This window comes from Streptomyces sp. NPDC093111 (assembly GCF_040683955.1).
GTDB lineage: Bacteria > Actinomycetota > Actinomycetes > Streptomycetales > Streptomycetaceae > Streptomyces.
The window spans coordinates 432,968-458,954 of the sequence record NZ_JBFBNW010000004.1 but is presented as its reverse complement, the minus strand read 5'-3'; the positions used below and the strand labels follow the sequence as shown (position 1 = coordinate 458,954).

The 25,987-nt window shown below is 71.0% G+C and carries 25 protein-coding genes and 1 tRNA gene; 16 read left to right on the top strand and 10 right to left on the bottom strand.

Features of this window, described 5'->3' with window-relative positions; translation table 11 throughout:
• Nucleotides 1–127: 127 nt before the first annotated feature.
• Entirely contained in the window at nt 128–616 is a 489-nt protein-coding gene (locus AB0Q96_RS09175; protein ID WP_365323220.1) for a DUF6344 domain-containing protein, read from the top strand.
• Between the two features lie 67 nt (nt 617–683).
• Here AB0Q96_RS09175 and AB0Q96_RS09170 read toward each other — a convergent pair whose 3' ends face one another.
• Nucleotides 684–1,376 carry a DUF5324 family protein gene (locus tag AB0Q96_RS09170; protein WP_365323218.1) on the bottom strand — a complete coding sequence of 231 codons (693 nt, stop codon included), beginning with the start codon at nt 1,374–1,376 and terminating at the stop codon, nt 684–686.
• Between the two features lie 164 nt (nt 1,377–1,540).
• Between AB0Q96_RS09170 and AB0Q96_RS09165 the strand changes: the two genes are divergently transcribed.
• Nucleotides 1,541–2,068, top strand: a complete 528-nt coding sequence (locus AB0Q96_RS09165) for a peptidylprolyl isomerase (RefSeq protein WP_365323217.1) — start codon at nt 1,541–1,543, stop codon at nt 2,066–2,068.
• Between the two features lie 162 nt (nt 2,069–2,230).
• Complete coding sequence (locus AB0Q96_RS09160; RefSeq protein WP_365323215.1) at nt 2,231–3,097, top strand: rhomboid family intramembrane serine protease; 867 nt, start codon at nt 2,231–2,233, stop codon at nt 3,095–3,097.
• 294 nt (nt 3,098–3,391) lie between these two features.
• Here AB0Q96_RS09160 and crgA read toward each other — a convergent pair whose 3' ends face one another.
• Complete coding sequence (gene crgA, locus AB0Q96_RS09155) at nt 3,392–3,649, bottom strand: cell division protein CrgA (RefSeq protein WP_046908700.1); 258 nt, start codon at nt 3,647–3,649, stop codon at nt 3,392–3,394.
• 140 nt (nt 3,650–3,789) lie between these two features.
• Here crgA and AB0Q96_RS09150 point away from each other — a divergent pair, with 140 nt between their 5' ends.
• The 6 genes from AB0Q96_RS09150 to AB0Q96_RS09125 all read left to right on the top strand — a co-directional run bounded on the left by AB0Q96_RS09150 (nt 3,790) and on the right by AB0Q96_RS09125 (nt 8,217).
• Nucleotides 3,790–4,557, top strand: a complete 768-nt coding sequence (locus AB0Q96_RS09150) for a DUF881 domain-containing protein (RefSeq protein ID WP_365323213.1) — start codon at nt 3,790–3,792, stop codon at nt 4,555–4,557.
• A gap of 86 nt (nt 4,558–4,643) precedes the next feature.
• Entirely contained in the window at nt 4,644–5,321 is a 678-nt protein-coding gene (locus AB0Q96_RS09145; RefSeq protein WP_365323331.1) for a class E sortase, read from the top strand.
• Between the two features lie 64 nt (nt 5,322–5,385).
• Entirely contained in the window at nt 5,386–5,547 is a 162-nt protein-coding gene (locus AB0Q96_RS09140; RefSeq protein ID WP_365323211.1) for a hypothetical protein, read from the top strand.
• Nucleotides 5,544–6,182 carry an aminodeoxychorismate/anthranilate synthase component II gene (locus AB0Q96_RS09135; RefSeq protein WP_329422143.1) on the top strand — a complete coding sequence of 213 codons (639 nt, stop codon included), beginning with the start codon at nt 5,544–5,546 and terminating at the stop codon, nt 6,180–6,182. The genes AB0Q96_RS09140 and AB0Q96_RS09135 overlap by 4 nt, the downstream gene beginning before the upstream one ends.
• Entirely contained in the window at nt 6,179–7,501 is a 1,323-nt protein-coding gene (locus AB0Q96_RS09130; protein WP_365323209.1) for a class E sortase, read from the top strand. Before AB0Q96_RS09135 ends, AB0Q96_RS09130 begins: the two co-directional genes overlap by 4 nt.
• A 38-nt stretch (nt 7,502–7,539) precedes the next feature.
• Nucleotides 7,540–8,217 carry a class E sortase gene (locus AB0Q96_RS09125; protein WP_365323208.1) on the top strand — a complete coding sequence of 226 codons (678 nt, stop codon included), beginning with the start codon at nt 7,540–7,542 and terminating at the stop codon, nt 8,215–8,217.
• Nucleotides 8,218–8,306: 89 nt separating this feature from the next.
• Here the strand turns inward: AB0Q96_RS09125 and pknB are convergent, their stop codons facing one another.
• From pknB to AB0Q96_RS09095, 6 genes are all read right to left on the bottom strand, one after another.
• A complete protein-coding gene (gene pknB, locus AB0Q96_RS09120) occupies nt 8,307–10,274 on the bottom strand; it encodes a Stk1 family PASTA domain-containing Ser/Thr kinase (RefSeq protein ID WP_365323206.1) in 1,968 nt (655 codons plus the stop codon).
• A gap of 157 nt (nt 10,275–10,431) precedes the next feature.
• Nucleotides 10,432–11,898, bottom strand: coding sequence for a penicillin-binding transpeptidase domain-containing protein (locus tag AB0Q96_RS09115; RefSeq protein ID WP_365323204.1), 1,467 nt, complete (start codon nt 11,896–11,898; stop codon nt 10,432–10,434).
• Complete coding sequence (locus tag AB0Q96_RS09110) at nt 11,895–13,337, bottom strand: FtsW/RodA/SpoVE family cell cycle protein (RefSeq protein ID WP_365323202.1); 1,443 nt, start codon at nt 13,335–13,337, stop codon at nt 11,895–11,897. Before AB0Q96_RS09110 ends, AB0Q96_RS09115 begins: the two co-directional genes overlap by 4 nt.
• A gap of 28 nt (nt 13,338–13,365) precedes the next feature.
• Nucleotides 13,366–14,856 carry a Stp1/IreP family PP2C-type Ser/Thr phosphatase gene (locus tag AB0Q96_RS09105; RefSeq protein ID WP_365323200.1) on the bottom strand — a complete coding sequence of 497 codons (1,491 nt, stop codon included), beginning with the start codon at nt 14,854–14,856 and terminating at the stop codon, nt 13,366–13,368.
• Between the two features lie 185 nt (nt 14,857–15,041).
• Nucleotides 15,042–15,566 (bottom strand): FHA domain-containing protein, encoded by a 525-nt coding sequence (locus tag AB0Q96_RS09100; RefSeq protein ID WP_361834640.1) that lies wholly within the window; start codon nt 15,564–15,566, stop codon nt 15,042–15,044.
• Between the two features lie 10 nt (nt 15,567–15,576).
• Entirely contained in the window at nt 15,577–16,500 is a 924-nt protein-coding gene (locus tag AB0Q96_RS09095) for a DUF3662 and FHA domain-containing protein (protein WP_365323198.1), read from the bottom strand.
• 412 nt (nt 16,501–16,912) lie between these two features.
• On the opposite strand from AB0Q96_RS09095, the gene AB0Q96_RS09090 reads away from it, so the two are divergent.
• The 3 genes from AB0Q96_RS09090 to AB0Q96_RS09080 all read left to right on the top strand — a co-directional run bounded on the left by AB0Q96_RS09090 (nt 16,913) and on the right by AB0Q96_RS09080 (nt 19,840).
• Nucleotides 16,913–16,999 (top strand) — tRNA-Leu (locus tag AB0Q96_RS09090).
• Nucleotides 17,000–17,373: 374 nt separating this feature from the next.
• Nucleotides 17,374–19,104 (top strand): histidine kinase, encoded by a 1,731-nt coding sequence (locus AB0Q96_RS09085; protein ID WP_365323329.1) that lies wholly within the window; start codon nt 17,374–17,376, stop codon nt 19,102–19,104.
• Nucleotides 19,105–19,177: 73 nt separating this feature from the next.
• Nucleotides 19,178–19,840 carry a response regulator transcription factor gene (locus AB0Q96_RS09080; protein WP_365323327.1) on the top strand — a complete coding sequence of 221 codons (663 nt, stop codon included), beginning with the start codon at nt 19,178–19,180 and terminating at the stop codon, nt 19,838–19,840.
• 1 nt (nt 19,841) lies between these two features.
• On the opposite strand, the gene AB0Q96_RS09075 is transcribed toward AB0Q96_RS09080, so the two are convergent.
• Entirely contained in the window at nt 19,842–20,297 is a 456-nt protein-coding gene (locus tag AB0Q96_RS09075) for a MarR family winged helix-turn-helix transcriptional regulator (protein WP_365323196.1), read from the bottom strand.
• Nucleotides 20,298–20,411: 114 nt separating this feature from the next.
• Here AB0Q96_RS09075 and AB0Q96_RS09070 point away from each other — a divergent pair, with 114 nt between their 5' ends.
• The 4 genes from AB0Q96_RS09070 to AB0Q96_RS09055 all read left to right on the top strand — a co-directional run bounded on the left by AB0Q96_RS09070 (nt 20,412) and on the right by AB0Q96_RS09055 (nt 24,762).
• Nucleotides 20,412–21,638, top strand: a complete 1,227-nt coding sequence (locus tag AB0Q96_RS09070) for a hypothetical protein (RefSeq protein ID WP_365323194.1) — start codon at nt 20,412–20,414, stop codon at nt 21,636–21,638.
• Nucleotides 21,639–21,780: 142 nt separating this feature from the next.
• On the top strand, nt 21,781–23,247 hold the full coding sequence (locus AB0Q96_RS09065) for a DUF2252 domain-containing protein (protein ID WP_365323192.1): 1,467 nt from the start codon (nt 21,781–21,783) through the stop codon (nt 23,245–23,247).
• Between the two features lie 292 nt (nt 23,248–23,539).
• On the top strand, nt 23,540–24,355 hold the full coding sequence (locus AB0Q96_RS09060; RefSeq protein WP_365323325.1) for a hypothetical protein: 816 nt from the start codon (nt 23,540–23,542) through the stop codon (nt 24,353–24,355).
• A 62-nt stretch (nt 24,356–24,417) separates the two neighbouring features.
• Nucleotides 24,418–24,762, top strand: a complete 345-nt coding sequence (locus AB0Q96_RS09055; protein WP_365323190.1) for a rhodanese-like domain-containing protein — start codon at nt 24,418–24,420, stop codon at nt 24,760–24,762.
• Between the two features lie 12 nt (nt 24,763–24,774).
• Here AB0Q96_RS09055 and AB0Q96_RS09050 read toward each other — a convergent pair whose 3' ends face one another.
• Entirely contained in the window at nt 24,775–25,908 is a 1,134-nt protein-coding gene (locus AB0Q96_RS09050) for an acyl-CoA dehydrogenase family protein (protein ID WP_365323188.1), read from the bottom strand.
• Between the last annotated feature and the right edge of the window lie 79 nt (nt 25,909–25,987).

Below are 25,987 nucleotides of genomic sequence, written 5' to 3'. Positions count from 1 at the left end.
ACGCGGCGTCGCTCCGGGGAATCCCGGACCCCGTACACATCATGAGGAAGGTACGAAAAGCTCGCAATCCGAAATGAACCATCCGAGAAATCGGATACCGCCCATAACGTCACGAAAGTGAGGGGTCATGGCCACCGCCAAGGTCAAGCAGTTCTGGACCGCCTTCATCTCCGTCCTCTTCGCCCTGCTCGCCTCCCTCGGCCTGGCGGGCACCGCCACCGCCGCCCAGCAGCCCGCCCTCCAGCAGGGCGAGGAGCCGGCCGTCGCCGGTGGCGCCGGGACCGTCGCGGCCCGTCCCGCCGTCTCCGTACCGGCACAGCGGAGCCATCAGTGGCGTACGCCGCAGGGCCGCGCGCTGCCGCCGACCATCAAGCAGCGGATCGGCGCCGAGGCGCACGGTTCCTCCCCCGCCGTCCGGCACCTGCGCGCGGACAGCACCCCGGCCGGCACCGACCCGGCCGGCCTCCGCGGCACCGACGACCTGACCGGCCCGGCCCTGCGGACGCAGACCGCGCAGGGCGCTCCGACCGCGCAGACCGCGCAGGGCGGCCGGACCGCGCAGACCGCGCAGGGCGGCCGGACCGCGCAGGCCGATCTGGCCGCGACGGCCGCGTAGGGCGCGGCGGGATGTCCCGCGTACGCCCTCGCGTCCGTCCGTGCCCCGTACGCCGACCGGCCTGCGATCAGCGACGCTCCTCGTCGTGGTCCGTGGCCTCCGCGTCGGCCTCCTTGGCCGCCACCTCGGGATCGAGTGACGCACCGCCGTCGTCGACGGACGACAGCCCGGTCTCCTCGTCCACCTCGGTGGGAGCGGGCGGCTCGACCAGCCAGTCGGGGTTGGCCTGCTTGTCCCACCACCTCCAGGCGCAGAACGCGCCCACCGCCAGCACGCCGAGGACCGCGAGTCCCTTGGCGACGCGTCCGGCCCTGGCCCGGCGCTCGTGCTGCTTCACGAGCTTCTCGATGTCCCTCGGAGTCACCTGACCGCGCAGCGCGGCCCAGGCGGCAGTGGAACGCGACCCGGCCTCGTCGAGGACCGGAGCGGTCGCTGCCACCGCGTGCTCGACACGCGGAACGGTGTAGTCGGTCGCCTGACGGGCGGCCTTGCGGGTCACGGCCGCCGCACGATGCGCGGCCTCGTCGACCCGCGGCGGTACATGCGGTGCGACATGGCAGTCGTACTGCTGACGCGCCTGAGCGCGGGCCTGCGACGCGGCCTTGGAGACCTTCGGGCCCAGCTTGTCGCGCGCCTCCTGCGCATACTGAACGGCCTGGTCTCTGGCCGTCTCCGCGTACGGCGCCACCACTTCCGCGGCGTGCAGCACGCTCTCCTTCGCCGAACCTGTCGCGGCGCGCACGCTGTCCATGCGGGTCACAGGATTCCTCCTCCTCGGTGGCGATGTCGGTTTTTCACCTTTCCATCCTTTTCGGAATCATGCCTGTCCGACCGCTGTCCGGCATGCGGGGCGGGCATCCGGGGCATGCGAGGATCGGACCGCGGGCGCAGAAGCGCCGGTGCACAGGTGGAGGAAGGCGGATCGTGGCCGAGCAGCTGTACGCGACTCTGAAGACCAGCCAGGGTGACATCGAGATTCGGCTGCTGCCGTTCCACGCCCCCAAGACGGTCAGGAACTTCGTCGAGCTCGCCCAGGGCGGGCGCGAGTGGACGCACCCGGCGACCGGCGCGGTCACCACGGACCCGCTGTACGACGGCACGGTCTTCCACCGGGTGATCAAGGGCTTCATGATCCAGGGCGGCGACCCGCTGGGGAACGGCACCGGGGGGCCGGGCTACGAGTTCGCCGACGAGTTCCACCCGGAGCTCTTCTTCGACAAGCCCTACCTGCTCGCGATGGCCAACGCGGGACCGGGCACCAACGGCTCGCAGTTCTTCCTCACGGTCGGCGCGACGACCTGGCTCAACCGCAAGCACACGATCTTCGGCGAGGTCGTCGGCGAGGCGAGCAAGAGGGTCGTGGACGCGATCGCCGCCGCCGAGACCAACCCGCGCACGGAGCGCCCGGTCGAGGACGTCGTCATCGAGCGGGTCGTCGTCGAGAAGCGCTGACCCCGGGCCCGTACCCTCGGCTCGCACATCTGCCCGTCCCCCGTACGGGAACCTTGGTGCCCCGCCCGTCCGTCAGGAGGGCGGGGCGTTCTGTCGACCGCGTGGTCCCAGACGCCCCGCTGCCCCGCCGCTTCAGTCGCCTCGTCCTCGGGAGGACGCCTCATGGACCCGCAGTCCGGTCTGCCGCGCTGTTACCGCCATCCGGACACCGAGACCGGGATCCGCTGCACCCGCTGCGAGAAGCCGATCTGCCCGCAGTGCATGGTCTCGGCGTCCGTCGGCTTCCAGTGCCCCGACTGCGTGCGCAACGGCTCCGGCACGGGGCACGCCCCCGACGCGAACCGGCCGAAGACGCTCGCCGGCGGCCGGATGGAGAGCGACGGGCGGCTCGTCACCAAGATCCTGATCGGGATCAACCTGGCGCTGTTCATCGCGGTCCAGGTCCTCGGCGACTGGTTCACCGACCAGCTGGTGATGATCGGCTACGCCTACAACCCGGTGCTCGGCGAGGTCGTCGGGGTCGCGGACGGCGAGTGGTACCGGCTGCTGACCTCGGCGTTCCTGCACCAGGAGATCCCGCACTTCCTCTTCAACATGATCGGCCTGTGGGTCATCGGCGGGATCGTGGAGCCGGAGCTGGGCCGTATCCGCTACACGCTGCTCTGCCTGCTGTCGGGCCTCTCGGGCTCCGCCCTGGTCTATCTCGTGGACGCCCCGAACCAGGCCTCGCTCGGCGCCTCGGGCATCGTCTACGGCCTGATCGGCTCCTGGGTGGTGCTGGCCCGCCGGCGCCGCTACGACATGCGGCCGGTCTTCCTCTTCGTGGCGCTGTCGCTGCTGCTGACGTTCACCCGACCGGGGATCTCCTGGGAGGCGCACATCGGCGGTCTCGTCGGGGGAGCGCTGGTGACCTTCGCCATGGTGCACGCGCCGCGGGCGCGGCGGGAGCTGGTGCAGTACGGGGTCTGCGGCCTGGTGCTGCTGGTCGACCTGGGGATCGTGCTCTACCGGACCGCCGCGCTCACCTGAGCGGGACCGCTTGTGGACGAGCTGGGGACAGGTCGTGGGGCGAGCTTTCCCCAGAGTTATCCACAGTGCGTGGCCACAGCGTCACCTTGGTCTGGACATGACTGCGCCCCCCACCTCTGAGCAGGCACTTTCTCTCAGAGGTGAGGGGCGAGGAGTCCTCTCGATGGAGTCGGCGCGGTCGTACCGGCGTCAACACCCTCGGAGTTATCCACAGATCTTCGTAAGTTATCCAGTGCTGTGCACAACGCTGTGGATAACCTCAGGGCAGAGCTTGACGAGGAGCGGGGTGAACCGCTACTTCCACTGCGTCGAGACGCCGAAGCCCGCGGCGATGAAGCCGAAGCCGACCACGATGTTCCAGTTGTTGATGGACTTGACCGGCAGCGTGCCGTCGGTGACGTAGAAGACCACGATCCACACCAGCCCGATGGCGAAGAGCGCCAGCATCACGGGCGCCACCCAGCTGCGGTTCGTCAGCTTGATGGAGGCGGCCTGCTTGGTGGCGGGCGGCGGCGTGTAGTCGGCCTTCTTGCGGATCCGTGACTTCGGCACGAGGGACTCTCCTGTCGATGCGCTGCGTGACCGCGCAGGGAACTGTGGCTGGCGCCGGGATGTGACGCAGGAGGACCGCTGCGTCCCCCGGGCGTCCGTTAGCGTAGTGGTTCCGCGGCACCGAAGGGGATCAGGGTACGTTGAGCAATTCCGCCGACACTCCCACAGGGCCGGGCCGAACCACGAGGTGGCGCCCCGTCCGGGTGCTCACCGCTGCCGTTTTCGCCCTCGCCGGACTGATCTTCGTCACCAGCTTCAACACGGCCAAGGGCACCAACCTGCGCACCGACGCCTCCCTCCTCAGGCTCTCGGACCTGATCGAGGAGCGCAGCCACAAGAACGCCGGCCTCGACGAGAGCACCGCCGCCCTGCGCCGTCAGGTCGACGCCCTGGCCGCCCGCGACGACGGCTCCACCACGGCGCAGGACGCGCGGCTGCGCGCCCTGGAGAGCGCCGCGGGCACCGCCGAGACGGCCGGCCCCGGCCTCACCGTCACCCTCGACGACGCCCCGCCGAACGCCCAGGCCGCGCCCGGCTACCCCGAGCCGCAGGCCAACGACCTGGTCATCCACCAGCAGGACCTCCAGGCCGTCGTCAACGCGCTGTGGCAGGGCGGCGCCAAGGGCATCAAGGTCATGGACCAGCGGCTCATCTCCACCAGCGCCGTCCGCTGCGTCGGCAACACCCTGATCCTCCAGGGCCGCGTCTACTCGCCGCCCTACAAGATCACCGCCGTCGGTGACCGCGGCAAGCTGAGCAAGGCCCTCGCCGGCTCCCCCGCCCTGCAGAACTACCAGCTGTACGTGAAGGCCTACGGCCTCGGCTGGAAAGTCGACGAGCACAAGGCGGTGACTCTGCCCGGCTACTCGGGCACAGTGGACCTCCACTACGCGAAGCCGGTGAGCTGACCGGCCAGCCGACCGGGGGGAGCCGAGGTGCCGTGACGGCGGGGACGAGGGTGCGACCGGCCCGGCCGACGGCCGGAGGGCGGGCCCTGCGCCTGGCCGTACGGAGCTTCAGCGAGCTGTGCATCACCGCCGGGGCGCTGATCGTCCTCTTCGTCGTGTACGTCCTGTACTGGACCGGTGTGCAGGCCGACAGCGCCACCGCCGGCCAGCTCGACACCCTCCAGCGCGCGTGGGTGGACCGCCCCGTCGCGGCGGCCGGCGCCCCCCGCGCGGCGACGCCCCCGAAGCCGTACGCGCCCGGCAAGGGCTTCGCCGTCATGTACGTGCCCCGCCTCGGCGGCGACTGGGAGTGGCCCGTCCTGGAGGGCACCTCGACCGGCACCCTGAAGAAGGGCCTCGGCCACTACACCGGCACCACCCGCCTCGGCGGGACCGGGAACTTCGCCGTCGCCGGCCACCGCCGCACCTACGGCGACCCCTTCAAGGACTTCCCCCGGCTGCGCCGCGGCGACGCCGTCGTCCTCACCGACGGCACCACCTGGTACACGTACCGGGTGGACCGCGCGCCCTACCGGACCGTGCCCACCGACGTCGCCGTCATCGACCCCGTACCCCGCAAGTCCGGTTTCCGCGGGCCGGGGCGCTACCTCACCCTCACCACCTGCGACCCCGAGTGGGGCAGCAGCCACCGCCTGATCGTCTGGGCCCACCTGGACGCCACCCAGCCGGTGACCGACGGGCGTCCACAGGCTTTGGACAGCTGACCCCCCAGCGCCCCCGCGCCCCGTACTCTGGTCCCCGTAACGAACGGAAGGGGCGGCGGACGTCATGTACGGATGGATCTGGCGGCATCTGCCGGGCAACGCCTGGGCCAAGGCACTGATCTCGGTCGTGCTCGTCCTGGGGGTCGTCTACGCCCTCTTCCAGTACGTGTTCCCCTGGGCGGAGCCGCTGCTTCCGTTCAACGATGTGACGGTGGACGGCCAGTGAGCGCGCGCATTCTCGTCGTCGACAACTACGACAGCTTCGTCTTCAACCTCGTCCAGTACCTCTACCAGCTCGGCGCCGAGTGCGAGGTGCTCCGCAACGACGAGGTCGAGCTGAGCCACGCCCAGGACGGCTTCGACGGCGTCCTGCTGTCACCCGGACCCGGCGCGCCCGAACAGGCCGGGGTCTGCATCGACATGGTGCGCCACTGCGCCGCGACCGGGGTGCCCGTCTTCGGCGTCTGCCTGGGCATGCAGTCGATGGCCGTCGCCTACGGCGGCGTCGTGGACCGCGCGCCCGAGCTGCTGCACGGCAAGACCTCGCCCGTCACCCACGAGGGCAAGGGCGTCTTCCAGGGCCTGCCCTCGCCGTTCACCGCGACCCGCTACCACTCGCTGGCCGCCGAGCCCGCCGCCCTGCCGGCCGAGCTCGAGGTCACCGCGCGCACCGAGGACGGCATCATCATGGGGCTGCGCCACCGGGAACTGCCGGTCGAGGGCGTCCAGTTCCACCCCGAGTCGGTGCTCACCGAACACGGCCACCTGATGCTCGCCAACTGGCTGGAGCAGTGCGGCGACAAGGGGGCCGTCGCGCGGTCGGCGGGACTCGCGCCGGTGGTGGGCAAGGCCGTCGCGTGACGGCCGGGTCGCCGTGGTTCCGGGCCACGCACGGTCCGGAGGACGAGCCGGACCCCCAGCGGACCCCCGCCCCCGGACCCGTACCCCCGCAGGGCTACGCCCCCGGGCCCGTACCGCCCGCGTACGAGGCCGAGACGGCCGTCTACGAGGCGATACCGGCCCCGGAGGCATACCAGGCCCCTCAGGCGCCCCTGACGCCCCAGGAGGCGTACCAGGCGCCTTACACGGCGCCGTACGAGCCGACGCGTCAGGCGCCGTACCCGCAGGCCGCCGCCGAGCCGCGGTACGCCGACCCCTCGTACGCCGAAACGCCGTACCAGCCGGTGGCCGCCGACCCGCCCGCGTACGCCGACCCGACGTATGCCGAGCCGGCGTACGCCGACGCGCCGTACGCGGAGCCGACGCATGCGGAGCCGACGCATGCGGAGCCGCCGTACGCGGAGGCCGACCGCGACGAGTCCGACCGCGACGGGGCGACCGCCCCGCGCCCCGCCGAGCAGGGCGCCGCGCCGCTGCCGGGGCCCGGTCGGGCCGAGCGGCGCCGGGCCGCCCGGCGCAAGGGGCGGGCGGCCGAGCCAGCCGCCGCGTCCCAGCCCGCCGCCCCGCTCTCGCGCGTCGAGGCCCGGCGGGCCGCCCGCGCCGCCAAGGACAGCGTGGGCGTCGTCCTCAGCCGGGTCGTCGGTGAACTCTTCATCACCTTCGGCGTCGTCATGCTGCTCTTCGTCACCTACCAGCTGTGGTGGACGAACGTCCGGGCCGGCCAGGAGACCGACCAGGCCAAGGCGCAGATCGAGAACTCCTGGTCGAAGGGCCAGAGCCGGCCCGACGCCTTCGAGCCCGGGCAGGGCTTCGCCATCATGTACATCCCCAAGCTGGACGTGGTCGCCCCCATCGCCGAGGGCATCAGCAAGCCCAAGGTCCTCGACAAGGGCATGGTCGGCCACTACGGCGAGGGCAAGCTGAAGACCGCCATGCCCGCCGACAAGCAGGGCAACTTCGCCGTCGCCGGCCACCGCAACACGCACGGCGAGCCGTTCCGGTACATCAACCAGCTGAAGCCCGGCGACCCGATCGTCGTCGAGACGCAGGACGCGTACTACACGTACGAGATGGCGAGCATCCTGCCGCAGACCTCGCCGTCGAACGTCTCCGTGATCGACCCCGTGCCGAAGGGTTCCGGTTTCACCAAGCCGGGCCGCTACATCACGCTGACCACCTGTACGCCCGAGTTCACGAGCACGTACCGCATGATCGTGTGGGGAAAGCTGGTCGACGAACGCCCGCGCAGCAAGGGGAAGCCGGCCGCGCTCGTAGGCTGAGCCCCATCGAGACCACCCACTTTCGACGGGACGACCCAGTGTCACGTGCGCGCAACCGGATCGCCGGGTTCATCAGCGTCTTCGGCGAACTCCTCATCACCGCCGGTCTGGTCCTCGGCCTCTTCGTCGTCTACTCGCTGTGGTGGACCAACGTCATCGCCGACCGGGCCGCCGACAAGGACGGCGACCAGGTCCGCGACCACTGGGCCGACAGCGGCCCCGGCGCGCTCGACACCAAGGACGGCATCGGCTTCCTGCACGTGCCGGCCATGGGCAACGGCGAGGTGCTCGTGAAGAAGGGCACCGACAGCGAGGTCCTCAACAACGGTGTCGCCGGCTACTACGTCGACCCGATCAAGGCGGCGCTGCCGCAGCAGAAGCAGGGCAACTTCACCCTCGCCGCGCACCGCGACGGGCACGGGGCCAAGTTCCACAACATCCACAAGTTGAAGAACGGCGACTCGATCGTCTTCGAGTCGAAGGACACCTGGTACGTCTACAAGGTCTACAAGACGCTCCCGGAGACCACGAAGTACAACGTGGACGTCCTGCAGCCCGTCCCCAAGGAGTCCGGCAAGACCCGCCCGGGCCGCTACATCACCCTGACGACCTGCACCCCGATGTACACCTCGGACTACCGCTACATCGTCTGGGGCGAGCTGGAGCGCACCGAGAAGGTCGACGCCCGCCGCACCCCGCCGGCCGAGCTCCGCTGACCGGCTCCCCTGGAGAACGAAGTAAGCCCCGGCATCCAGGATGCCGGGGCTTACTCGTACGACCTGCCCACAGGGTGGGCGCGCCGGTTCTAGCCGAACCAGCCCCCGCCGCCGTTGCCGTCCTTCTCGGTCTTCACGTTGACCGACTGGTTCGGCTGGCCCTGCGTGCCGGGCTGCGGGTCCTGCTCCTTGATCCGGGCGTCGCCGCTCGCCGGGCCGTCGACGTTGCCCAGCTGGTAGCCGAGCGCCGTGAGGGTGGCCCGCGCCTGGTCGATCGTCATGCCGACGATCGGGGGGACGGGCTGGGTGTTCTGCTGCGGGCCCTTGGAGACCTTCAGCACGATCTGCACGTCCTTGGACTGGTCCGTGCTGCCCTTCGGGCTCTGGTCGACGACCGTGCCCATGGGCTGCTCGGAGTCCACGTCCTGGCGGGAGACGTTGGTGAAGCCGAGGACCTGCAGCTGCTGGACGGCGACGTCGTAGGTGCGGCTCGTGACGTCCGGCAGCTGCGACTTCTGCTTCTTGGCCACGGTGATGGTGACCTTGGAGTTCTTCTCCGCCTGCGTGCCGCCCTGGGGGTCCTGCTTCAGGACCTTGCCCGGGTCCTCGTCGGACTCCTCGGTCTGCACGACGACCTGGAAGCCCTTGCCGCGCAGCACGTCCTCGGCGCTCGCCTGCTGCTTCTCCGTGACGTCCGGCACCTCGATCTGCGGCGAACCCTCGGAGACGATCACGGAGATCGTCTCGTTGACGTTCATCTTCGCCGTGGGCGAGTAGGCCGGCGTCTGGGTGCAGATCGCGCCCTTCGGCTGGTCACAGCGCTCGGAACCGGTCTGGGCGACCTTCACCTGCGAGTTGACCGACAGCCCCTGCGCTTCCTTCAGCGTCTTGCCGACGAACTGCGGCACCGGGACCTGCTGCGGCCCGTCCTTCTTGTCGAAGAGGGAGACACCGATGAAGATCGCGCCCACCAGCACCAGCAGTCCCGCCAGGATCAGCAGGATCGTCGAGGTGCTGGACTTCTTCTGACGGCGCCGGTCCGGACGGTCGTCGTAACCGCCGTAGCCGCCGTCGTCACCGTTCATCGGGGGCAGCATCGTCGTCTGCCCCGCCGGGTCCGCCTGGCGCAGCGCCGTCGTCGGCTGGTCCTCCGGCGGGTAGCCGCCGTAGCCGCCGCCGTACCCGACCGCGCCCATGGAGGCGGTCGCCGCGACCGGCTGGCCGTCGAGGCATGCCTCGATGTCGGCCCGCATCTCGTCGGCGGACTGGTAACGGTAGTCGGGGTCCTTGACCAGCGCCTTGAGGACGATCGCGTCCATCTCGGGCGTGATCTCGGGGTCGAAGACGCTCGGCGCCTGCGGCTCCTCCCGCACGTGCTGGTACGCGACGGCGACCGGCGAGTCGCCGATGAACGGCGGCCGGACCGTCAGCAGCTCGTACAGCAGGCAGCCCGTGGAGTACAGGTCGGAGCGGGCGTCGACCTGCTCGCCCTTGGCCTGCTCCGGGGAGAGGTACTGGGCCGTGCCGATCACCGCGGCCGTCTGCGTCATGGTCATGCCCGCGTCGCCCATGGCGCGCGCGATGCCGAAGTCCATGACCTTGACCTGACCGGTACGGGTCAGCATGACGTTCGCCGGCTTGATGTCCCGGTGCACGATCCCGGCGCGGTGCGAGTACTCCAGCGCCTGGAGGATGCCGACGGTCATCTCCAGCGTGCGCTCGGGCAGCAGCTTGCGCCCGGAGTGGAGCAGCTCACGCAGGGTCGACCCGTCCACGTACTCCATCACGATGTACGGGATGGAGACGCCGTCGACGTAGTCCTCGCCGGTGTCGTAGACGGCGACGATCGCCGGGTGGTTGAGCGAGGCGGCGGACTGGGCCTCCCGGCGGAACCGGGCCTGGAAGGACGGGTCGCGGGCGAGGTCCGCCCGCAGCGTCTTCACGGCGACGGTGCGGCCGAGCCGGGTGTCGTGAGCGAGGTACACCTCGGCCATGCCACCACGGCCGAGCACCGAGCCCAGCTCGTACCGGCCGCCGAGGCGACGCGGCTCTTCCATAGCTACTCCAGCCCTCTCCGTCTGTCCCGACCGCACCCGTGTGTGGTCCGGCGGTGTGTGCTGTTCGCGCATACGCTACCGGCCGCGGGACGACGCTTCGTCCGTCGGCCGCCACCTGATACCCGACCGGTATGCGGCCCCGGACCCCGGGATCGGCTCAGCTCTTGCTCTTCAGTACCGCCTTCATCACGGCCTTGGCGATCGGGGCCGCCAGACCGCCACCGGTGATGTCCTCACGGTCGGTGCCCTCCGAGTCCTCGACGACGACGGCCACCGCGACCGGCGAACCCTGGTCGGTCTTGGCGTAGGAGATGAACCACGCGTAGGGCCGCTTGGCGTTCTTCTCGCCGTGCTGCGCCGTACCCGTCTTGCCGCCGACCCGCACCCCGTCGATGTCCAGGGCGGCGTTGCCGCCGGTGCCCTTCTCGACGACGTTCTCCATCATCGCCTGGAGCTGCTGCGCGGTGCTCTGCGAGACCGGGCGGCTCAGCTCCTCCGGCTCGGTCTTCTTGATGATGTCCAGGTTCGGCGCCCGCAGCTGGTCGATCATGTACGGCTTCATCAGCTTGCCGTCGTTGGCGATCGCCGCCGTCACCATCGCCATCTGCAGCGGCGTGGTCGCCGTGTTGAACTGGCCGATCGACGACAGCGCGTTGCCACCGCGGTCGGACTTCTTGTCGTACACGGACGCCGCGGAACGCACCGGCGTGAACTGCTCGGCGTTGAAACCGAACTTCTCCGCCATCTCGACCATCTTGTCCCGGCCGACGTCGTCGCCCAGCTTCGCGAAGACCGAGTTGCAGGAGACCCGCAGCGCCTCGTTCAGGCTGGCGTTGGTGCAGCCGCTCGCGTGGTTCTTCATCGGCACCGTGGAGAGCGGGATCTTCCAGCCCTCGGGGGTGTCCGTCGCCGCGTTGATGTCCTTGACCTTGCCGCTCTCCAGCGCCGCCGCGGCCGTGACGACCTTGAAGACGGAACCGGGCGGGTAGATCTCGCGCAGCGCGCGGTTCAGCTTCGGCTTGTTCTTGTCCTTCTCCAGCGCCTGCCAGGCCTGGGCGTCCTTGTTGTGGTAGCCGGCGAAGGAGCCCGGGTCGTACGACGGGGTGGACGCGAGCGCCAGGATCTTGCCCGTCGACGGCTCGATGGCGACGACCGCGCCCGTCTTGCTGCCGAGGCCCTTGAACGCGGCCCGCTGAGCGGCCCCGCTCAGGGTGGTGACGACGTCGCCGCCCTTCTTCTTCTCCCCGGTGAACATGGAGAGCGTGCGGTCGAAGAACAGCCGGTCGTCGTTGCCGGTGAGGATGCCGTCCTCGATCTTCTCGATCTGGTTGGCGTCGAACGCCTGCGAGGCGTACCCCGTCACCGGCGCCCACATCCGGCCATCGACGTACGTCCGCTTGAACGCGTAGAAGTTGTCACCGGAGTCGACGGAGCCGGTGATCGGCTTGCCGTCGACGATGATGTTCCCGCGCTCGTTGGAGTACCGCTCGATCTGCACCCGCTTGTTCTTCGGGTTCGCGTTGAGCTCGTCGGCACGGACGTACTGGAGCCAGTTGTCCCGCAGCAGCAGGGCGAGGACCAGCAGGCCGCAGAAGATCGCGACCCGGCGCAGCGGCTTGTTCACGGACGGACCACCTGCGTCATCTCGGCGTCGGGGTTCGGGGCGGGGGAGGGCGCGGGGCGCCGCGCGGTGTCGCTGATCCGGATCAGGACACCGATCAACGCCCAGTTGGCGATCACGGACGAACCGCCGTAGGCGAGGAACGGCATCGTCATACCGGTCAGCGGGATGAGCCCCATCACACCGCCGGCGACGACGAAGACCTGCAGCGCGAACGCGCCCGACAGACCCATCGCGAGGAGCTTGCCGAACGGGTCGCGGGCCGCGAGCGCGGTCCGCACACCCCGCTCGATGATCAGGCCGTACAGCAGCAGGAAGACCATCACGCCGGCCAGACCCAGCTCCTCGCCGACCGTGGCGAAGATGAAGTCGGAGTTCGCGGCGAAGCCGATCAGGTCCGAGTTGCCCTGGCCGAGGCCGGTGCCGAGGATGCCGCCGGAACCGAACGACATCAGCACCTGCGTCATCTGGTCACAGGCGTTGGCCATGTTGGAGCCCTCGGCGGCCGTCTCCAGACAGCCGAACGGGTCCAGCCAGGCCGCCACACGCGACTGCACGTGGCTCGCGGTCGAGCCGACGACCACCGCGCCGCCCGCGGACATCAGCAGACCGATGACGATCCAGCTGGTCCGCTCCGTCGCCACGTACAGCATGATCACGAACATGCCGAAGAACAGCAGCGAGGTACCGAGGTCGTTCTCGAAGACCAGGATGAGGAGGCTGACCGCCCAGATCGTCACGATCGGGCCGAGGTCGCGGCCACGCGGCAGGTAGAGCCCCATGAACCGGCGGCTCGCCAGCGCCAACGCGTCCCGCTTCACCATCAGATAGCCGGAGAAGAACACGGCCAGGACCAGCTTCGCGAACTCACCGGGCTGGATGGAGAAACCGGCGACGTTGATCCAGATCTTGGCGCCGAACACGTCCGAACCGAGGCCCGGAACCAGCGGCAGCAGCAGCAGCACCAGGGCCGCCACCATCGAGATGTACGTGTACCGCTGGAGCACCCGGTGGTCCTTCAGGACCAGCAGCACCCCGACGAACATGGCGATGCCGATCGCCGAGTACAGCATCTGCTTCGGCGCGTCCGGACTGAACGAGCCGTACGCGCTCGTCGCCCGCTGGATCAGCCGCGGCGACTGGTCCAGCCGCCAGATCAGCACCAGACCGAGCCCGTTGAGCAGCGTGCCCAACGGCAGCAGCAGCGGGTCCGCGTACGGCGCGAACTTGCGCACCACGAGGTGCGCGACGCCCGCGAGCAGGGTCAGGCCCGCCCCGTAACCGAGCATGCCGGGCGGCACCTTGCCGTCGATCGCCAGACCGACGTTCAGGTACGCGAAGACCGGGATGGCGACGGCGAAAGCCAGCAGCGCCAGCTCGGTGTTCCGGCGGCTCGGCGCCTCGATGGCGCCGATCGTGGTCGTGTTCGTGACAACGCTCATGGTGGTGAAAGGCCCCCTACGGGTCTGCCTACTGCTTGCCGCAGTTCGAGGCCAGCTTCTGCTCCTCCGCGGACAGGGTCGGACCCGGGGACGGTGCGGCTGTGGTGGGCTTGGTGGGGTTCGGCGACGCGTTGTTCTCCGTGCCGCGCGGCGTGCTCGACCGGTCCGGGGCGGCGGCGGCCGCCTTACGGCGCTCCTCCGTCTTCTTGCAGGCCGTGGCCTGCACCGAGAGCTCGGAGATCTTCGTCCGCGCCTTGTCGAGGCTGCCGCCGGTGATGGTGTCCTCGACCTGCTTGCGCTGGTACTCGGGCAGGTACTTGAGTTCGATCTCGGGATGGTCCGTCTCGACCTCCGAGAGCTTCACCCACGCCAGATCCTGGCTGATGCCCCGGTACAGCGCCACGTGCTCGTCCTTCGAGCCCACGTAGTACTGCGTCTGCGTCCAGCGGTACCCGCCGTACAGCGCACCGCCGACCACGGCGAGCGCCAGCACCAGCAGGAACGACCGCTTCAGCCACCGACGGCCCGCGGACCGCGGCTTGACGAAGTCGTCGTCCTCGTACGCCCCGAAGGAGCCCTGCGGCGGCATCCCGCCGTAGCCGTGGTCGTCACCGCTGCCGGGCGGGCCGAAACCACCGGCCGGCGGCTGCTGGTGCGGCGCCGGCCGGCCGAGCCCGGAGGCCCGCCCCGCCGGCGTGTGCATCGCACCGCCGTCGTTCAGCTGCGCCTGGTTCTCGGCGACCGCGCCCACGATCACGGGGGTGTCGCTGAGATGACCGGCGAGGGTGTCGCCGCCGTCGACGTCCAGGACGTCGGCCACGATCACCGTGATGTTGTCCGGGCCGCCGCCGCGCAGCGCGAGCTGGATCAGCTCCTGCACGGTCTCCTGCGGACCCTGGTAGCTGGCGAGGGTCTCCTCCAGCGTCTGGTGCGACACCACGCCCGACAGGCCGTCGGAGCACACCAGATAGCGGTCGCCGGCCCGCACCTCGCGGATGGAGAGATCGGGCTCGACGTGATCGCCGCTGCCCAGCGCCCGCATCAGCAGCGAACGCTGCGGATGCGTCGTCGCCTCCTCCTCGGTGATCCGGCCCTCGTCGACGAGCCGCTGCACCCAGGTGTGGTCCTGCGTGATCTGCGTGAGCACGCCGTCCCGCAGCAGATAGGCGCGCGAGTCGCCGACGTGCACCAGGCCGAGGCGCTGACCCGTCCACAGCAGGGCGGTGAGCGTCGTGCCCATGCCCTCCAGCTGCGGGTCCTCCTCGACCATCATCCGAAGCTGGTCGTTGGCGCGCTGCACCGCCGTACCGAGCGAGGTGAGGATGTCGGAGCCGGGGACGTCGTCGTCGAGCGTCACCAGGGTGGAGATCACCTCGGACGAGGCGACCTCACCGGCGGCCTGGCCGCCCATGCCGTCGGCGATGGCGAGCAGCCGGGGACCGGCGTAGCCGGAGTCCTCGTTGCCCTCGCGGATCATGCCCTTGTGCGAGCCCGCGGCGAAACGCAGTGACAGACTCATGCCCACCTGCCCTGTCGGCGCCGCCTCGGGGTGCCGCCGGTCTCGAGACACACTGCCCACCCTCCGGTCGGGAGCCCGTGCCCGCCCTGGCCCACTGGCCGGGCTGCCACGCGCTGCTCGGGGCGGCCCGTCGTGGGGACCGTCCCGGCGCGCATGCTCCGCTCGCGCTCAATCATGACGTAGCACTACTTCCGAAGCTCGATGACGGTCTTGCCGATACGGATCGGCGCGCCCAGCGGAATCGGCGTCGCGGTGGTGAGACGGGTCCGGTCGAGATACGTCCCGTTCGTGGACCCGAGATCCTCGACGATCCAATTGCCGTCCCGGTCCGGGTAGATCCTCGCGTGCCGGCTCGACGCGTAGTCGTCGTCCAGCACGATCGTCGAGTCGTGGGCCCGGCCCAGCGTGATGGTCTGCCCCTGCAGGGCGACCGTCGTGCCGGTGAGGGTGCCCTCGGAGACGACGAGTTTCGTCGGGGCGCCGCGGCGCTGGCGCCCGCCCCCGCCGCTCGCGGTCTGCTGGCCGCGCTGTTGCGGCGGCGCCGCCTGGCGCGCGTTCTGCTGCGGACGCGCCTCCTGGCGGCGCGAACCGCGCTGGGTGACCCGCGTGCCGAAAAGGTCACTGCGGATGACCTGGACGGCCACGATCACGAACAGCCACAGAACGGCCAGGAAACCCAACCGCATGACCGTCAGGGTCAGCTCTGACATTGCCCCCGCTTCACCCTTCGGCTTGCCGGTAAACGATGGTGGTGCTGCCCACGACGATCCGCGAGCCGTCGCGGAGCGTAGCGCGGGTGGTGTGCTGCCCGTCCACCACGATGCCGTTGGTGGACCCGAGATCCTGGATCGTCGAGGGCGTTCCGGTCCGGATCTCGCAGTGCCGGCGGGAGACGCCGGGATCGTCGATCCTCACGTCCGCGTCGGTGCTGCGGCCGAGGACCAGAGTCGGGCGGGAAATCTGATGACGGGTGCCGTTGATCTCGATCCAACGGCGCACCTGGCCGCCCGCACCCGTCGCCGCGGGCGCCGCGGCCGCACCGCCGGGGCGGGCCGTGGCCGGAGCGGCCGGACGGTGTCCGGGCATGGCGGGCGCACCCGGCGGCGGGGCCGCGGGCATCGGCGGAGCGCCGGCCGGCGGACCGCCCTGCGGATAGCCGTAGCCACCGCGGGCCGGCTGCTGGTGACCCTGGGGCCCCTGCGGGAACCCACCGGGCGCGTTCTGCTGCGGGGGCGCCTGGGACGCGGGGGACGCCGGGGACTGTGACGAACTCGACGCGAGCGTACGGCTGCGCACCCGGTACAGACCGGTGTCGAGGTCCTCGGCCTTCTCCAGGTGGACCTTGATCGGCCCCATGAAGGTGTACCGCTGCTGCTTGGCGTAGTCCCGGACCAGACCGGCGAGCTCGTCGCCGAGCTGACCCGAGTAGGGGCTGAGGCGCTCGTAGTCCGGCGCGCTCAGCTCCACGATGAAGTCGTTGGGGACGACCGTCCGCTCGCGGTTCCAGATCGTCGCGTTGTTGTCGCACTCGCGCTGGAGCGCGCCGGCGATCTCGACGGGCTGGACCTCGGACTTGAAGACCTTGGCGAAGGTGCCGTTCACCAGACCTTCGAGTCGCTGCTCGAACCGCTTCATGACTCCCATGGGGCACCTCCTCCGTCGTTGTCGTCCTGGTACTGCTTACTGATCGTATCCACGCGTCGGGAAATCGGCTGGTTCCCCTTCTCTGCCCTGTGGACGAGTGTCACCTCTCACAGACCTTCCGCAGACCTTTCGGCAGACCTTCCCCACGGATCGTAGAGGTGGCCTGTGGACAGTGTCCCGCACCCGGCGGCGGATCAGGAGGGCCCCGTGCGTCACTCGTGCTTCTCGACGGGTCTTCCTCCTCACACTCCTCTCGTCCCCCACCCTTCCTCCCTCGCGCCCCTCCCCCACTCCTCGTCACCCGAGGCGAGGACGAAACAACGGATGTGAATCCACCGCCCCCGACGTGCTAATCTTCAGATGTCGCCAGGCGGACGGGCCAAAAAGCCAAGAAGCTCGGAGATCACCCAATGCGCGGGTGGCGGAATAGGCAGACGCGCTGGATTCAGGTTCCAGTGCCCGAAAGGGCGTGGGGGTTCAACTCCCCCCTCGCGCACCAGACGGAAGCCCCGTAGATCGAAAGATCTACGGGGCTTCTGCGTTGTACCGACGGCGTGGGACGCGCGGCGTGCGACGTGCGGAGTCGTACGGATGGCGTGCGACGTGCGAGGTCGTGCCGACGGCGTGCGAACTCGGGCCCAGGGTTCGGAGCTTGGGATCCGGTCCTCGCGACCGGCGTCCGGGGGCGCGACGTTCGTCGGTGCGGGACGCGACGAAAGAGGACGGCGGACCGTACGCGGCGCCGCCTATCGTGCGGGCGTGGAAGCTCCCCGGAAGATCAGGACGTGGTCCGAAGCCGCCCGGCGGTGGTTCGTGCTGCCCGGCCAGTGGTCGAGGCGCCGGACCGCGGGCGAGCTGGTCCTCGCCGTCGTCATGGCGCTGCTGGCCGCCGGCACCCAGGACATGCTCGGCGGCGACGGCCCGACCCTCGCCGCCGTCGCCCTGGGCTCCGCCGTGCTGTCGCTGCTGCGCCGCAGGCTCCCCGCGACCGTGCTCGTCGTCACCTCGCTCCTCGCGCCCTTCGTGCCGGGCTTCCTGGCCCTGCTGATCCTCATCGGCTGGTCCGCCGGACGCTACATAGCGGGCGCCGGACGGGCACTGGCCGCCTTCACCGCCGCGTACGTGCTGAACGTCGCGGGCACGGTGATCGAGGCCTGGGACCAGCGCATGATCCTGACCCTCGCGTTCATCACCACGCTGTACTTCCTCGCGACGACGCTCGCGCCCGGGCTCGCCCACCGCTACTGGACCCAGCGCCGCAGCCTGCTGCACGCACTCCAGCAGCGCAACGCCCAGCTGATCAGGGAGCGGGCGATGATCGCCGGGCAGGCCAGGCTGCGCGAGCGGCAGCGCATCGCGCAGGACATGCACGACAGCCTCGGGCACCAACTGGCGCTGATCTCGGTGCACACGGGCGCCCTGGAGGTCGACCCGAACCTGACCGACCGCCAGCGCGAGGCCGTCGGCGTGCTGCGGAACGCCTCGGTGGACGCCATGCACGAGCTGCGCGAGGTCGTCGGCATCCTCCGCGACGGGGTGGAGGCGCCCGTCGAACCCGGGGGCATGCCCGTGACGCGGCCCGGGGACGAGACCGGCAAGGCGGCCAGGGGGACCGCCGGCATCGAAGGACTCGTGGCCGCCGCCCGGTCCACCGGGACCACCATCGAACTCGCCCGCCACGGCGAGACCCGGCCGCTCGCGCCGGCCGTCGACCACGCCGCGTACAGGATCGTCCAGGAAGGCCTCACGAACGCCTACAAGTACGCGCCGGGCGCCGCCATAGCCGTCGAAGTGCGGTACGAGCCGGACGCGTTCGTCGTGGAGGTCCTCAATGAACCGGCGACGGCCGAACCGACCAGCGTCGTCAGCGGCGGACAGGGCCTCACCGGACTCCACGAGCGGGCCCGGCTCGTCGGCGGCATCGTGCACGCGGGCCCGGCCGACGGCGGCGGCTTCCGCGTCGCGGGCGTCCTGCCGTACGGGGCGGTGGAGGCCGCTCCGTACGTCGAGCCGGACCTGCTCACGGCGGGCATCGAACTCGGCGTCGCTCCCGGCGCAGGCGGCTCCTCCCACGGCCCCTCTCCCGCTGATCCTTTCGTCGATGCCGCCGACGACTTCCGGCAGCAGTCGCGGTGGCCCCGTTCACGCGACGGTGGTCGGGCCGCGGTCGGAACGCCCGACTGGACGGTGACCGAACGGGAGTGGGCGATGGCGATGCGCGCGGGCAGGGGCAGGAGCACGGGCAGTGGGATAGCGATCGGGTGCGGGATCGCGTTCGCCGCCCTCGTGCTGCTGCTGGTGGCGGGCGGCTTCGGCCTCTACTTCCTGATGGGGTCGATGCAGAAGGGCATGATCGGTCCGGGCGAGTACGACGCCGTCAAGGTCGGGCAGACCGAGCAGGAGGTGCGCGACCGGCTTCCTTCGGGTGACACCATCGCCACCACCGGCCTGCACGGCAAGGGCCCCCAGGAGCCCGAAGGTTCCTCGTGCCTGGTGCTGATGAGCTCGGAGACCGGGGAGAGCATGGAGAGCGAGCCCGTTTTCCGGTTCTGCTTCAAGGACGGCAAGCTGATCGAGAAGAAGTCGTACGAGGTCGTGCGCTAGGCGCGGCCGGTGCCGGCCGGGCCCGGACGCGGGCCCGTGAGCGCAAGTGAGCCGTGGGGGAGTGGCTGTGGCTGTGGCAGGGAGCCGGCAGATCAGGGTCGTCATCGCCGATGACGAGCCGTTGATCAGGGCCGGCATCAGGATGATCCTCACCTCGGACCCCGAGATCGAGGTCGTCGCGGAGGCGGCGAACGGCCGGGAGGCGGTCGACCTGGCCCGCGCCCACGCCGCCGACGTCCTGCTGCTCGACATCCAGATGCCCGTGCTCGACGGGCTCTCCGCCCTGCCGGAGCTGCGCCGGGCCGCGCCTTCGACGCGGGTGATCGTGCTGACCACCTTCGGCGAGCGGGAGAACGTGCTGCGGGCCCTGGAGCACGGCGGCGCCGGGTTCCTGCTCAAGGACACCGCCCCGGCCGAACTGATCCGTGCCGTACGGGCGGCGGCGGCGGGCGACGCGTACCTCTCCCCCGCCGCCACCCGGCACGTGGTCGAGCAGCTGGCCTCCGGGCGGGAGGCGGCCCGGGCGGAGGAGGCACGGACCCGGGTGACGGCGCTCAGCGAACGGGAGCGCGAGGTGCTGGCCCTGCTCGGCGAGGGCCTTTCCAACGCGGACGCCGGCCGCCGACTGCACATGAGCGAGGCGACGGTGAAGACCTACGTGAGCCGCATCCTCGCCAAGCTGGGCTGCGACAACCGGGTCCAGGCGGCCCTGCTCGCGCGGGACGCCCGCCTCTGAGTCAGTCCTTGGCGTCGGGGAGACCCGCGCCGCCGGCCGCGTTGTAGCGGAGCAGGTACGCGGCGAACCGGGCGAGGTCGTCGGCCGACCAGTCCTTGAGGCGCTCCTCGTACGCGGCTTGCCGGCTGGCGTGGGTGGAGGCGAGCAGCCGGGTGCCCTTCCCGGTGGGGTGCAGCACCTGGACCCGGTGGTCGTCCGGGTCGGGCCGCCGTTCGACCAGACCCAGCTTCTCCAGGGCGCCGACCTGACGGCTCACCGTCGACTTGTCCAGGAGGTAGTGGGCGGCCAGGTCCGTGGCCCTGCAGCCCTGCTGGTCGTCGATGTGGGCGAGGAGCGTGTACGAGACCAGCGGCAGCTCCGGGTGGAGCCGGGCGGCCGCGGCCCGCGCCCTGCGGGCGAAGGCGGTCAGCTCGCGCTCGATCGTGTCGAGGGACGCATCCCGCGCGCCGTCGCTCATGGTGCGCTCCTTGTCGCCGAGGGACCCGTGGTCGGACCGGACGGCCGGGCCCGGTGGCCCGATCCCTCTCTTCGGTTGTATAGTACAACGGTTATTTAGTTGTAAAAGCCAACCATGGAGGTTCGGGTGTCCGCAGGATCCGCAGGACAATCCACCCAGGGAGCGTTGCGCCACGTCCTCGGGCATCTGCTCACCCCCCTGCTGATGTGCATCGGCATGGGCCTCGCCTACCTGGGCGCCTTCCACGCACCCCAGCCCCACGACCTGCGCGTCGACATCGTCGGCTCCGGCCCCCAGGCCCAGGTCCTCGCCCAGACCCTCCAGGACAAGGGCGCCGGCGCCCTCGACGTCCGCACCGTCCCCGACCGCGCCACCGCCACCGCCCACCTCCGCGACCGGGCCAGCTTCGGCGCGTACATACCCGGCGGGCAGACCGAGGCGGGGCGGACCGCCGGGGCGCAGGCCGGGGCGCAGGCGGGCGGGGCGGCTGCGGGGCCCGAGCTCCTGGTGGCCTCCGCCTCCTCCGACACCAGCGCCATGGCCGTCGAGAAGGTCTTCACCAAGGTCGCCGCCACCCAGGGCGACCCCCTGAAGGTCACCGACGTCGCACCCGTCGCCTCCGGCGACCCCACCGGCCAGGGCGTCTTCTTCCTGCTCGTCGCCCTCAGCATCGGCTCGTACGCCTCCGTCGCCGTCATCGGCGGCGCCGGCGCCGTCCTGCCCATGCGGATCAGGGCCCTCCTCGCCGCCGGCATGTCCCTCGTCGTCAGCCTCATCGGCGCCGTCTTCGCCGGACCGCTCTTCCACCTCGTCGACCAGGGACTCGGCGGCGTCTGGGCGCTGTCGTGGCTGTACTCCGCCGGCATCCTGCTGATCGGCGTCGGACTCCACACGTTCCTCAAGCGCTGGACCACCCTCGGCGTGATGGTCCTGTTCGTGATGCTCAACTTCACCAGTTCCGGCGGCATCTACCGCCCCGAACTCCAGCCCGGCTTCTTCGGCTCGCTGCACGCCTTCTGGAACGGCGCGGGCTTCGTCGAAGGCGTCCGCGGCCACGTCTACCTCGCCGGCGACGACCTCGGCCGCAACGTCCTCGTGCTGGGCTTCTGGCTCCTCGCGGGCGTCCTCATCACCGTCACCGCCGGAAGGACCGAGGCCCGGCGGACGCGAGCGGCAGCGCGCACACCGGAGACGAAGATCGAGAAGAGCGCTGGGCAGGGCTCGGGGCAGGGCGCTGGGAACGGGTCCGGGAACGGGTCCGAGGAGGGCTCCGGGCAGGACTCCGGGCGGGGTGCTGAGCGGGACGTCGAGGAGGAGATGGAGGAGGCCGTCGGGGTCTGACCCGGCCCGTCCGACCCGCGGAAAGAGTTGTCCACAGGCCGTTGTCCACAGGGGAAGACGACCCGGCGGCCCCGGCGGTACCTTCATGCCAGTCGACGAAGTTGATGTTGGCAGACAGGCAAGGATCGGGGGAGGTCGTCCCATGGACGAGACCAGGACAACGCTTCCGGGGCAGCGCACCCACACCCACGGCGACGCGCGCATCCCGCACGTTCCCGGGTTCGCCCGCCGCGCGGCGGGCGGCACCGAGGCCACGGCCACCGGCTCCGCCAAGCAACGCGGCAAGGACCTGCGCCGCGACGTCCCCCGGGCATCGCACAGCACGCTCGTCCTCGCCGCCGGCCGGCCGGACGCCGTGGCCGCCGTCGAGGAGTCGAGCCGCGGCCGCGTCGCCGCACTCGCACCGATACGCGTCGGCAGGATGGCGGCCAGCCCCTTCGCCTTCCTCCGCGGCTCCGCCGGACTCATGGCCCACGACCTCGTCGGCTCCCCCGTCACCGGCATCGCCGCCCAGCTGTGCGGCGACGCCCACGCCGCCAACTTCGGCCTCTACGGCGACGCCCGAGGACGCCTCGTCATCGACCTCAACGACTTCGACGAGACCGTCGTGGGCCCCTGGGAATGGGACCTCAAAAGACTCGCCACCTCCCTCGTGCTCGCCGGCCGCGAGGTGGGCGCCGACGAGGAGATGTGCCGGGCCGCCGCCTTCGACACCGTCGGCGCCTACCGCCGCACCATGCGGCTCCTCTCCCGGCTCCCCGCACTCGACGCCTGGAACGCCATCGCGGACGAGGAACTCGTCTCCCACACCGACGCCCGGGACCTCATAGGCACCCTGGAACGGGTCTCCGCGAAGGCCCGCAACAACACCAGCGCCCGCTTCGCCGCCCGCTCGACCGAAGCCGTCACCGACGAGGACGGCGGCGGCAGACGCTTCGTCGACGCGCCGCCCGTACTGCGCCGGGTCCCCGACGAGGAGGCCACGGCCGTCGCCACCGCCCTCGGCGAGTACCTGGGCACCGTGTCCGAGGACCGGCTGCCGCTGCTCGCGCGGTACGCCGTGCACGACGTGGCGTTCCGCGTCGTCGGCACCGGCAGCGTCGGCACCCGCTCCTACGTGGTGCTCCTGCTCGACCACCGGGGCGAGCCCCTGGTCCTCCAGGTCAAGGAGGCCCGCCCCTCGGCGTTGCTGCCCTACCTTCCGGCGGCCGGCTTCACCGTCCCGGACGCGGGGCACGAGGGCCGGCGAGTGGTCCTCGGGCAGAAGCGGATGCAGGTCGTCAGCGACATCCTGCTCGGCTGGACCACCGTCGAGGGCCGGCCCTACCAGGTGCGCCAGTTCCGCAACCGCAAGGGCAGCGTCGACCCGGCCGCCCTGACCGCCGAGCAGGTCGACGACTACGGCCGCATGACCGGAGCCCTGCTGGCCCGCGCCCACGCCCACAGCGCCGACCCGCGCCTGATAGCCGGCTACTGCGGCAAGAACGAAGAGCTCGACGAGGCCGTCGCGGCCTTCGCCATCGCCTACGCGGACCGCACCACCGCCGACCACGAGGACCTGCTGTCGGCGATCCGCACGGGACGGATGGCGGCGGAACTGGGCGTCTGACGCCTGAGCGGTCTCCGGACCGGCTTCAAACGGGGGGGCGAGGGGGTGGAGGGGGGAGGGGGAGGGAGGGGGGAGGCCCCCCCGAAGGACCGTAGGCTGGATGGGACGAGCCGGAACGAGGACGTGGACGGGCGTGGACGTGAGCGTGGACCAGGGCGTGGGTGGCGGGTCCGAGGGTGAGCGGCCCGCGGAGGGGCTGTCCGAGGGCGGGCTGCCCGAGGGTGTCGAGCCCGAGGGTGTTCGGCCTGGTGGCGAGCGGTCCGTGGGTGAGCTGCCTGCCGATGGGCTGACCGTGGACGAGCCGCCGGTCGGTGAGCGGTCGGCTGATCAGCGGCCCGAGGCGCGGCTTGAGCGGGCTGTGCGGGTGGCTGAGCAGGCTCTGATCGAGTTCGAGATCGCGGTGGAGACGTTCCGGGTCGAGGTGGAGAACTTCTCCCGGCTGCACCACCAGCGGCTCGGCCCGATGTACACGCGTCTCGACGAACTGGACGCGCGGATCGCGGAGGCTCGGGCGGCGCGGACCGGGGATCCGGAGGACGTGCGGCGGGCGCAGGAGGCGCGGGCCGCGGTCATGCCGATGCCCGGGGTGGACGAGCTGTTCCACGACTGGGTGGACTCCGACGGGCTGTCCGCCGAGGCGGCGGCGATGCTGACCGACCGGCCGGTGCAGCCGCCGAAGCGGGTGCGGCCCTCGGACGAGGTGCGCAAGCTGTACCGCGAGCTGGCGCGGCAGGCGCATCCGGATCTGGCCCGGGAGGAGGGCGAGCGGCAGCGGCGTGAGGAGTTCATCACGCGCGTGAACGCGGCCTACGCCCGGGGCGACGAGGCGCTGCTGCGGGAGCTGTCCGAGGAGTGGGCGGCCGGACCGGTGGCGGAGCTGCGGCTGAGCGAGAGCGAGGAGCTGTACGCGCGGCTGGAGTGGCTGTCGCAGCGCAAGGAGATGCTGTCGGGGGTGGCCCGGGAGCTGGAGGACAGTGCCATCGGCGCGATGCTGCGGATGGCACCGGACGATCCCGACCGGCTGCTCGAGGAGATCGCGGATCAGCTGCTGGCGCAGGTCGGCGAGCGTGAGGCGGAGCTCGCCGTGCTGGTGCGGTCGGTGCAGTAGGTTTCGAGGGTTCGGCGTCCGTGTTCGCGGGTGCCCCCTCTGTGTGAGAGAAGGCCTGTCCCATGAATTTCGCCCCGCTGCCGTCGGTGGACGCGGCCTCCGTGCCGGCCGACGCCCTGGTGCTGGACGTCCGTGAGAACGACGAGTGGGCGGCCGGTCATGTCGAGGGTGCGATGCACGTGCCGATGAGCGACTTCGTGGCGCGGTTCGGTGAGGTGACGGAGGCCGTGGCCGAGGGGCGGCGGGCGTTCGTGATGTGCCGGGTCGGCGGGCGTTCGGCGCAGGTCACGCAGTACCTGGTGCAGCAGGGCATCGACGCGGTGAACGTGGACGGCGGGATGCTGGCCTGGGAGGGTGCGGGGCGCCCGATGGTCGCGGACGGCGGGAGCCCCGCGTACGTGCTGTAGTCCTGTGGTGGTTCAGGCGAGGGGGTGGGCGGCCAGCAGGTCGCCCAGTTCCTCCTCGTGGGCCGCGGCGGGGCCGAGGGCGAGTTCGAGGTGCTTGGCCCAGGCGTGGTAGCGGTGCAGGGAGTAGTCGGTGTCGGCGCCGAAGCCGCCGTGCAGGTGCTGGGCGGTCTGGACGACGCGGCGTACGCCCTCGGAGGCCCAGATCTTGGCGACGGCGATGTCCCCGCCGGCGGGGAGTGGTCCGCCGGCGTCGGTGGTGAGGCGCCAGGCGGCCTGCCAGAGGGTGACCTCCATGGCGCGCAGGTCGATGTAGCGGTCGGCGGCCTGGACGGCGACGGCCTGGAAGGTGGCCACGGGGTGGCCGAACTGTTCCCTCTTGCCGGTGTACTGGCTGGTCATGGTGAGGACTTGTTCGCCGAGGCCGAGGGCGAGGGCGCAGGTTCCGGTGGCGAGGAGGTCGCGGAGCTGTTCCCAGGCGCCTTCGGTTTCGATGACGTCGGCGGGGTCGAGGTGGACGCCGTCGAGGTGGAGTTCGGCGAGGAGTTCGCCGTGGGTGCCGTACTGGTCGGCGAGGGTGAGGCCCTGGTGGGTGCGGGGCAGCAGGGCGAGGACGGTCCTGCCGTCGGGGGTGTGCGCGGGGACGGCGATGAGCTCGGACTGGTGGGCCCAGGGGACGGAGCTGGTGTGCCCGTCGAGGGTCCAGCCGGTGGTGTCCCGGTGTGCGGTGACGGCGAGGGGGGCCGGGTCGTGTCCGGTGCGTCCGTGGGCGGCGGCGGTGAGGACGAGTTCGCCGCGGGTGACGCGGGGGAGCAGGGCGGCGGCGGTGTCGGCCGGTGCGTACTGCTGGAGGGTGAGGGCGACCGCGGTGGTTTCGAGCAGGGGTACGCGGGCGAGGACGCGGGCTGATTCGCGCAGCACGAGGCAGAGGGCGATGGGGTCGAGCCCGGCGCCGCCGTGGGCGGGGTCGAGGGTGAGGCCGAGGAGGTCGGCGGTGGCGAGGCGGGCCCAGAGTGGGCGGTCGTAGTCGTCGGCGACCGCGCCGGGGGTGAGGGCGGGGCTGGGTACGGCGTCGGGTGCGACGTCGGAGAAGACGGCCCTGGCCGCCTCGACGGCGGCGTGCTGTTCTTCGGTGAAGGTGAAGTCCACTGCCCTGTCCCTTCCGGCCCTGTCGATCTGACGGATCGTCAAGATAGAACAGGTTCTACCGGAAGGGAATGGGCGGGCT

What these genes read in the sequence shown, in the direction of transcription:
- AB0Q96_RS09175 (WP_365323220.1), top strand. Translation starts at nt 128, where the DNA reads ATGGCCACCGCCAAGGTCAAGCAGTTCTGGACCGCCTTCATCTCCGTC.
- AB0Q96_RS09160 (WP_365323215.1), top strand. Translation starts at nt 2,231, where the DNA reads ATGGACCCGCAGTCCGGTCTGCCGCGCTGTTACCGCCATCCGGACACC.
- AB0Q96_RS09140 (WP_365323211.1), top strand. Translation starts at nt 5,386, where the DNA reads ATGTACGGATGGATCTGGCGGCATCTGCCGGGCAACGCCTGGGCCAAG.
- pknB (WP_365323206.1), bottom strand. Translation starts at nt 10,274, where the DNA reads ATGGAAGAGCCGCGTCGCCTCGGCGGCCGGTACGAGCTGGGCTCGGTG.
- AB0Q96_RS09110 (WP_365323202.1), bottom strand. Translation starts at nt 13,337, where the DNA reads ATGAGCGTTGTCACGAACACGACCACGATCGGCGCCATCGAGGCGCCG.
- AB0Q96_RS09105 (WP_365323200.1), bottom strand. Translation starts at nt 14,856, where the DNA reads ATGAGTCTGTCACTGCGTTTCGCCGCGGGCTCGCACAAGGGCATGATC.
- AB0Q96_RS09100 (WP_361834640.1), bottom strand. Translation starts at nt 15,566, where the DNA reads ATGTCAGAGCTGACCCTGACGGTCATGCGGTTGGGTTTCCTGGCCGTT.
- AB0Q96_RS09095 (WP_365323198.1), bottom strand. Translation starts at nt 16,500, where the DNA reads ATGGGAGTCATGAAGCGGTTCGAGCAGCGACTCGAAGGTCTGGTGAAC.
- AB0Q96_RS09085 (WP_365323329.1), top strand. Translation starts at nt 17,374, where the DNA reads ATGGCGCTGCTGGCCGCCGGCACCCAGGACATGCTCGGCGGCGACGGC.
- AB0Q96_RS09075 (WP_365323196.1), bottom strand. Translation starts at nt 20,297, where the DNA reads ATGAGCGACGGCGCGCGGGATGCGTCCCTCGACACGATCGAGCGCGAG.
- AB0Q96_RS09070 (WP_365323194.1), top strand. Translation starts at nt 20,412, where the DNA reads ATGGAGGTTCGGGTGTCCGCAGGATCCGCAGGACAATCCACCCAGGGA.
- AB0Q96_RS09065 (WP_365323192.1), top strand. Translation starts at nt 21,781, where the DNA reads ATGGACGAGACCAGGACAACGCTTCCGGGGCAGCGCACCCACACCCAC.
- AB0Q96_RS09055 (WP_365323190.1), top strand. Translation starts at nt 24,418, where the DNA reads ATGAATTTCGCCCCGCTGCCGTCGGTGGACGCGGCCTCCGTGCCGGCC.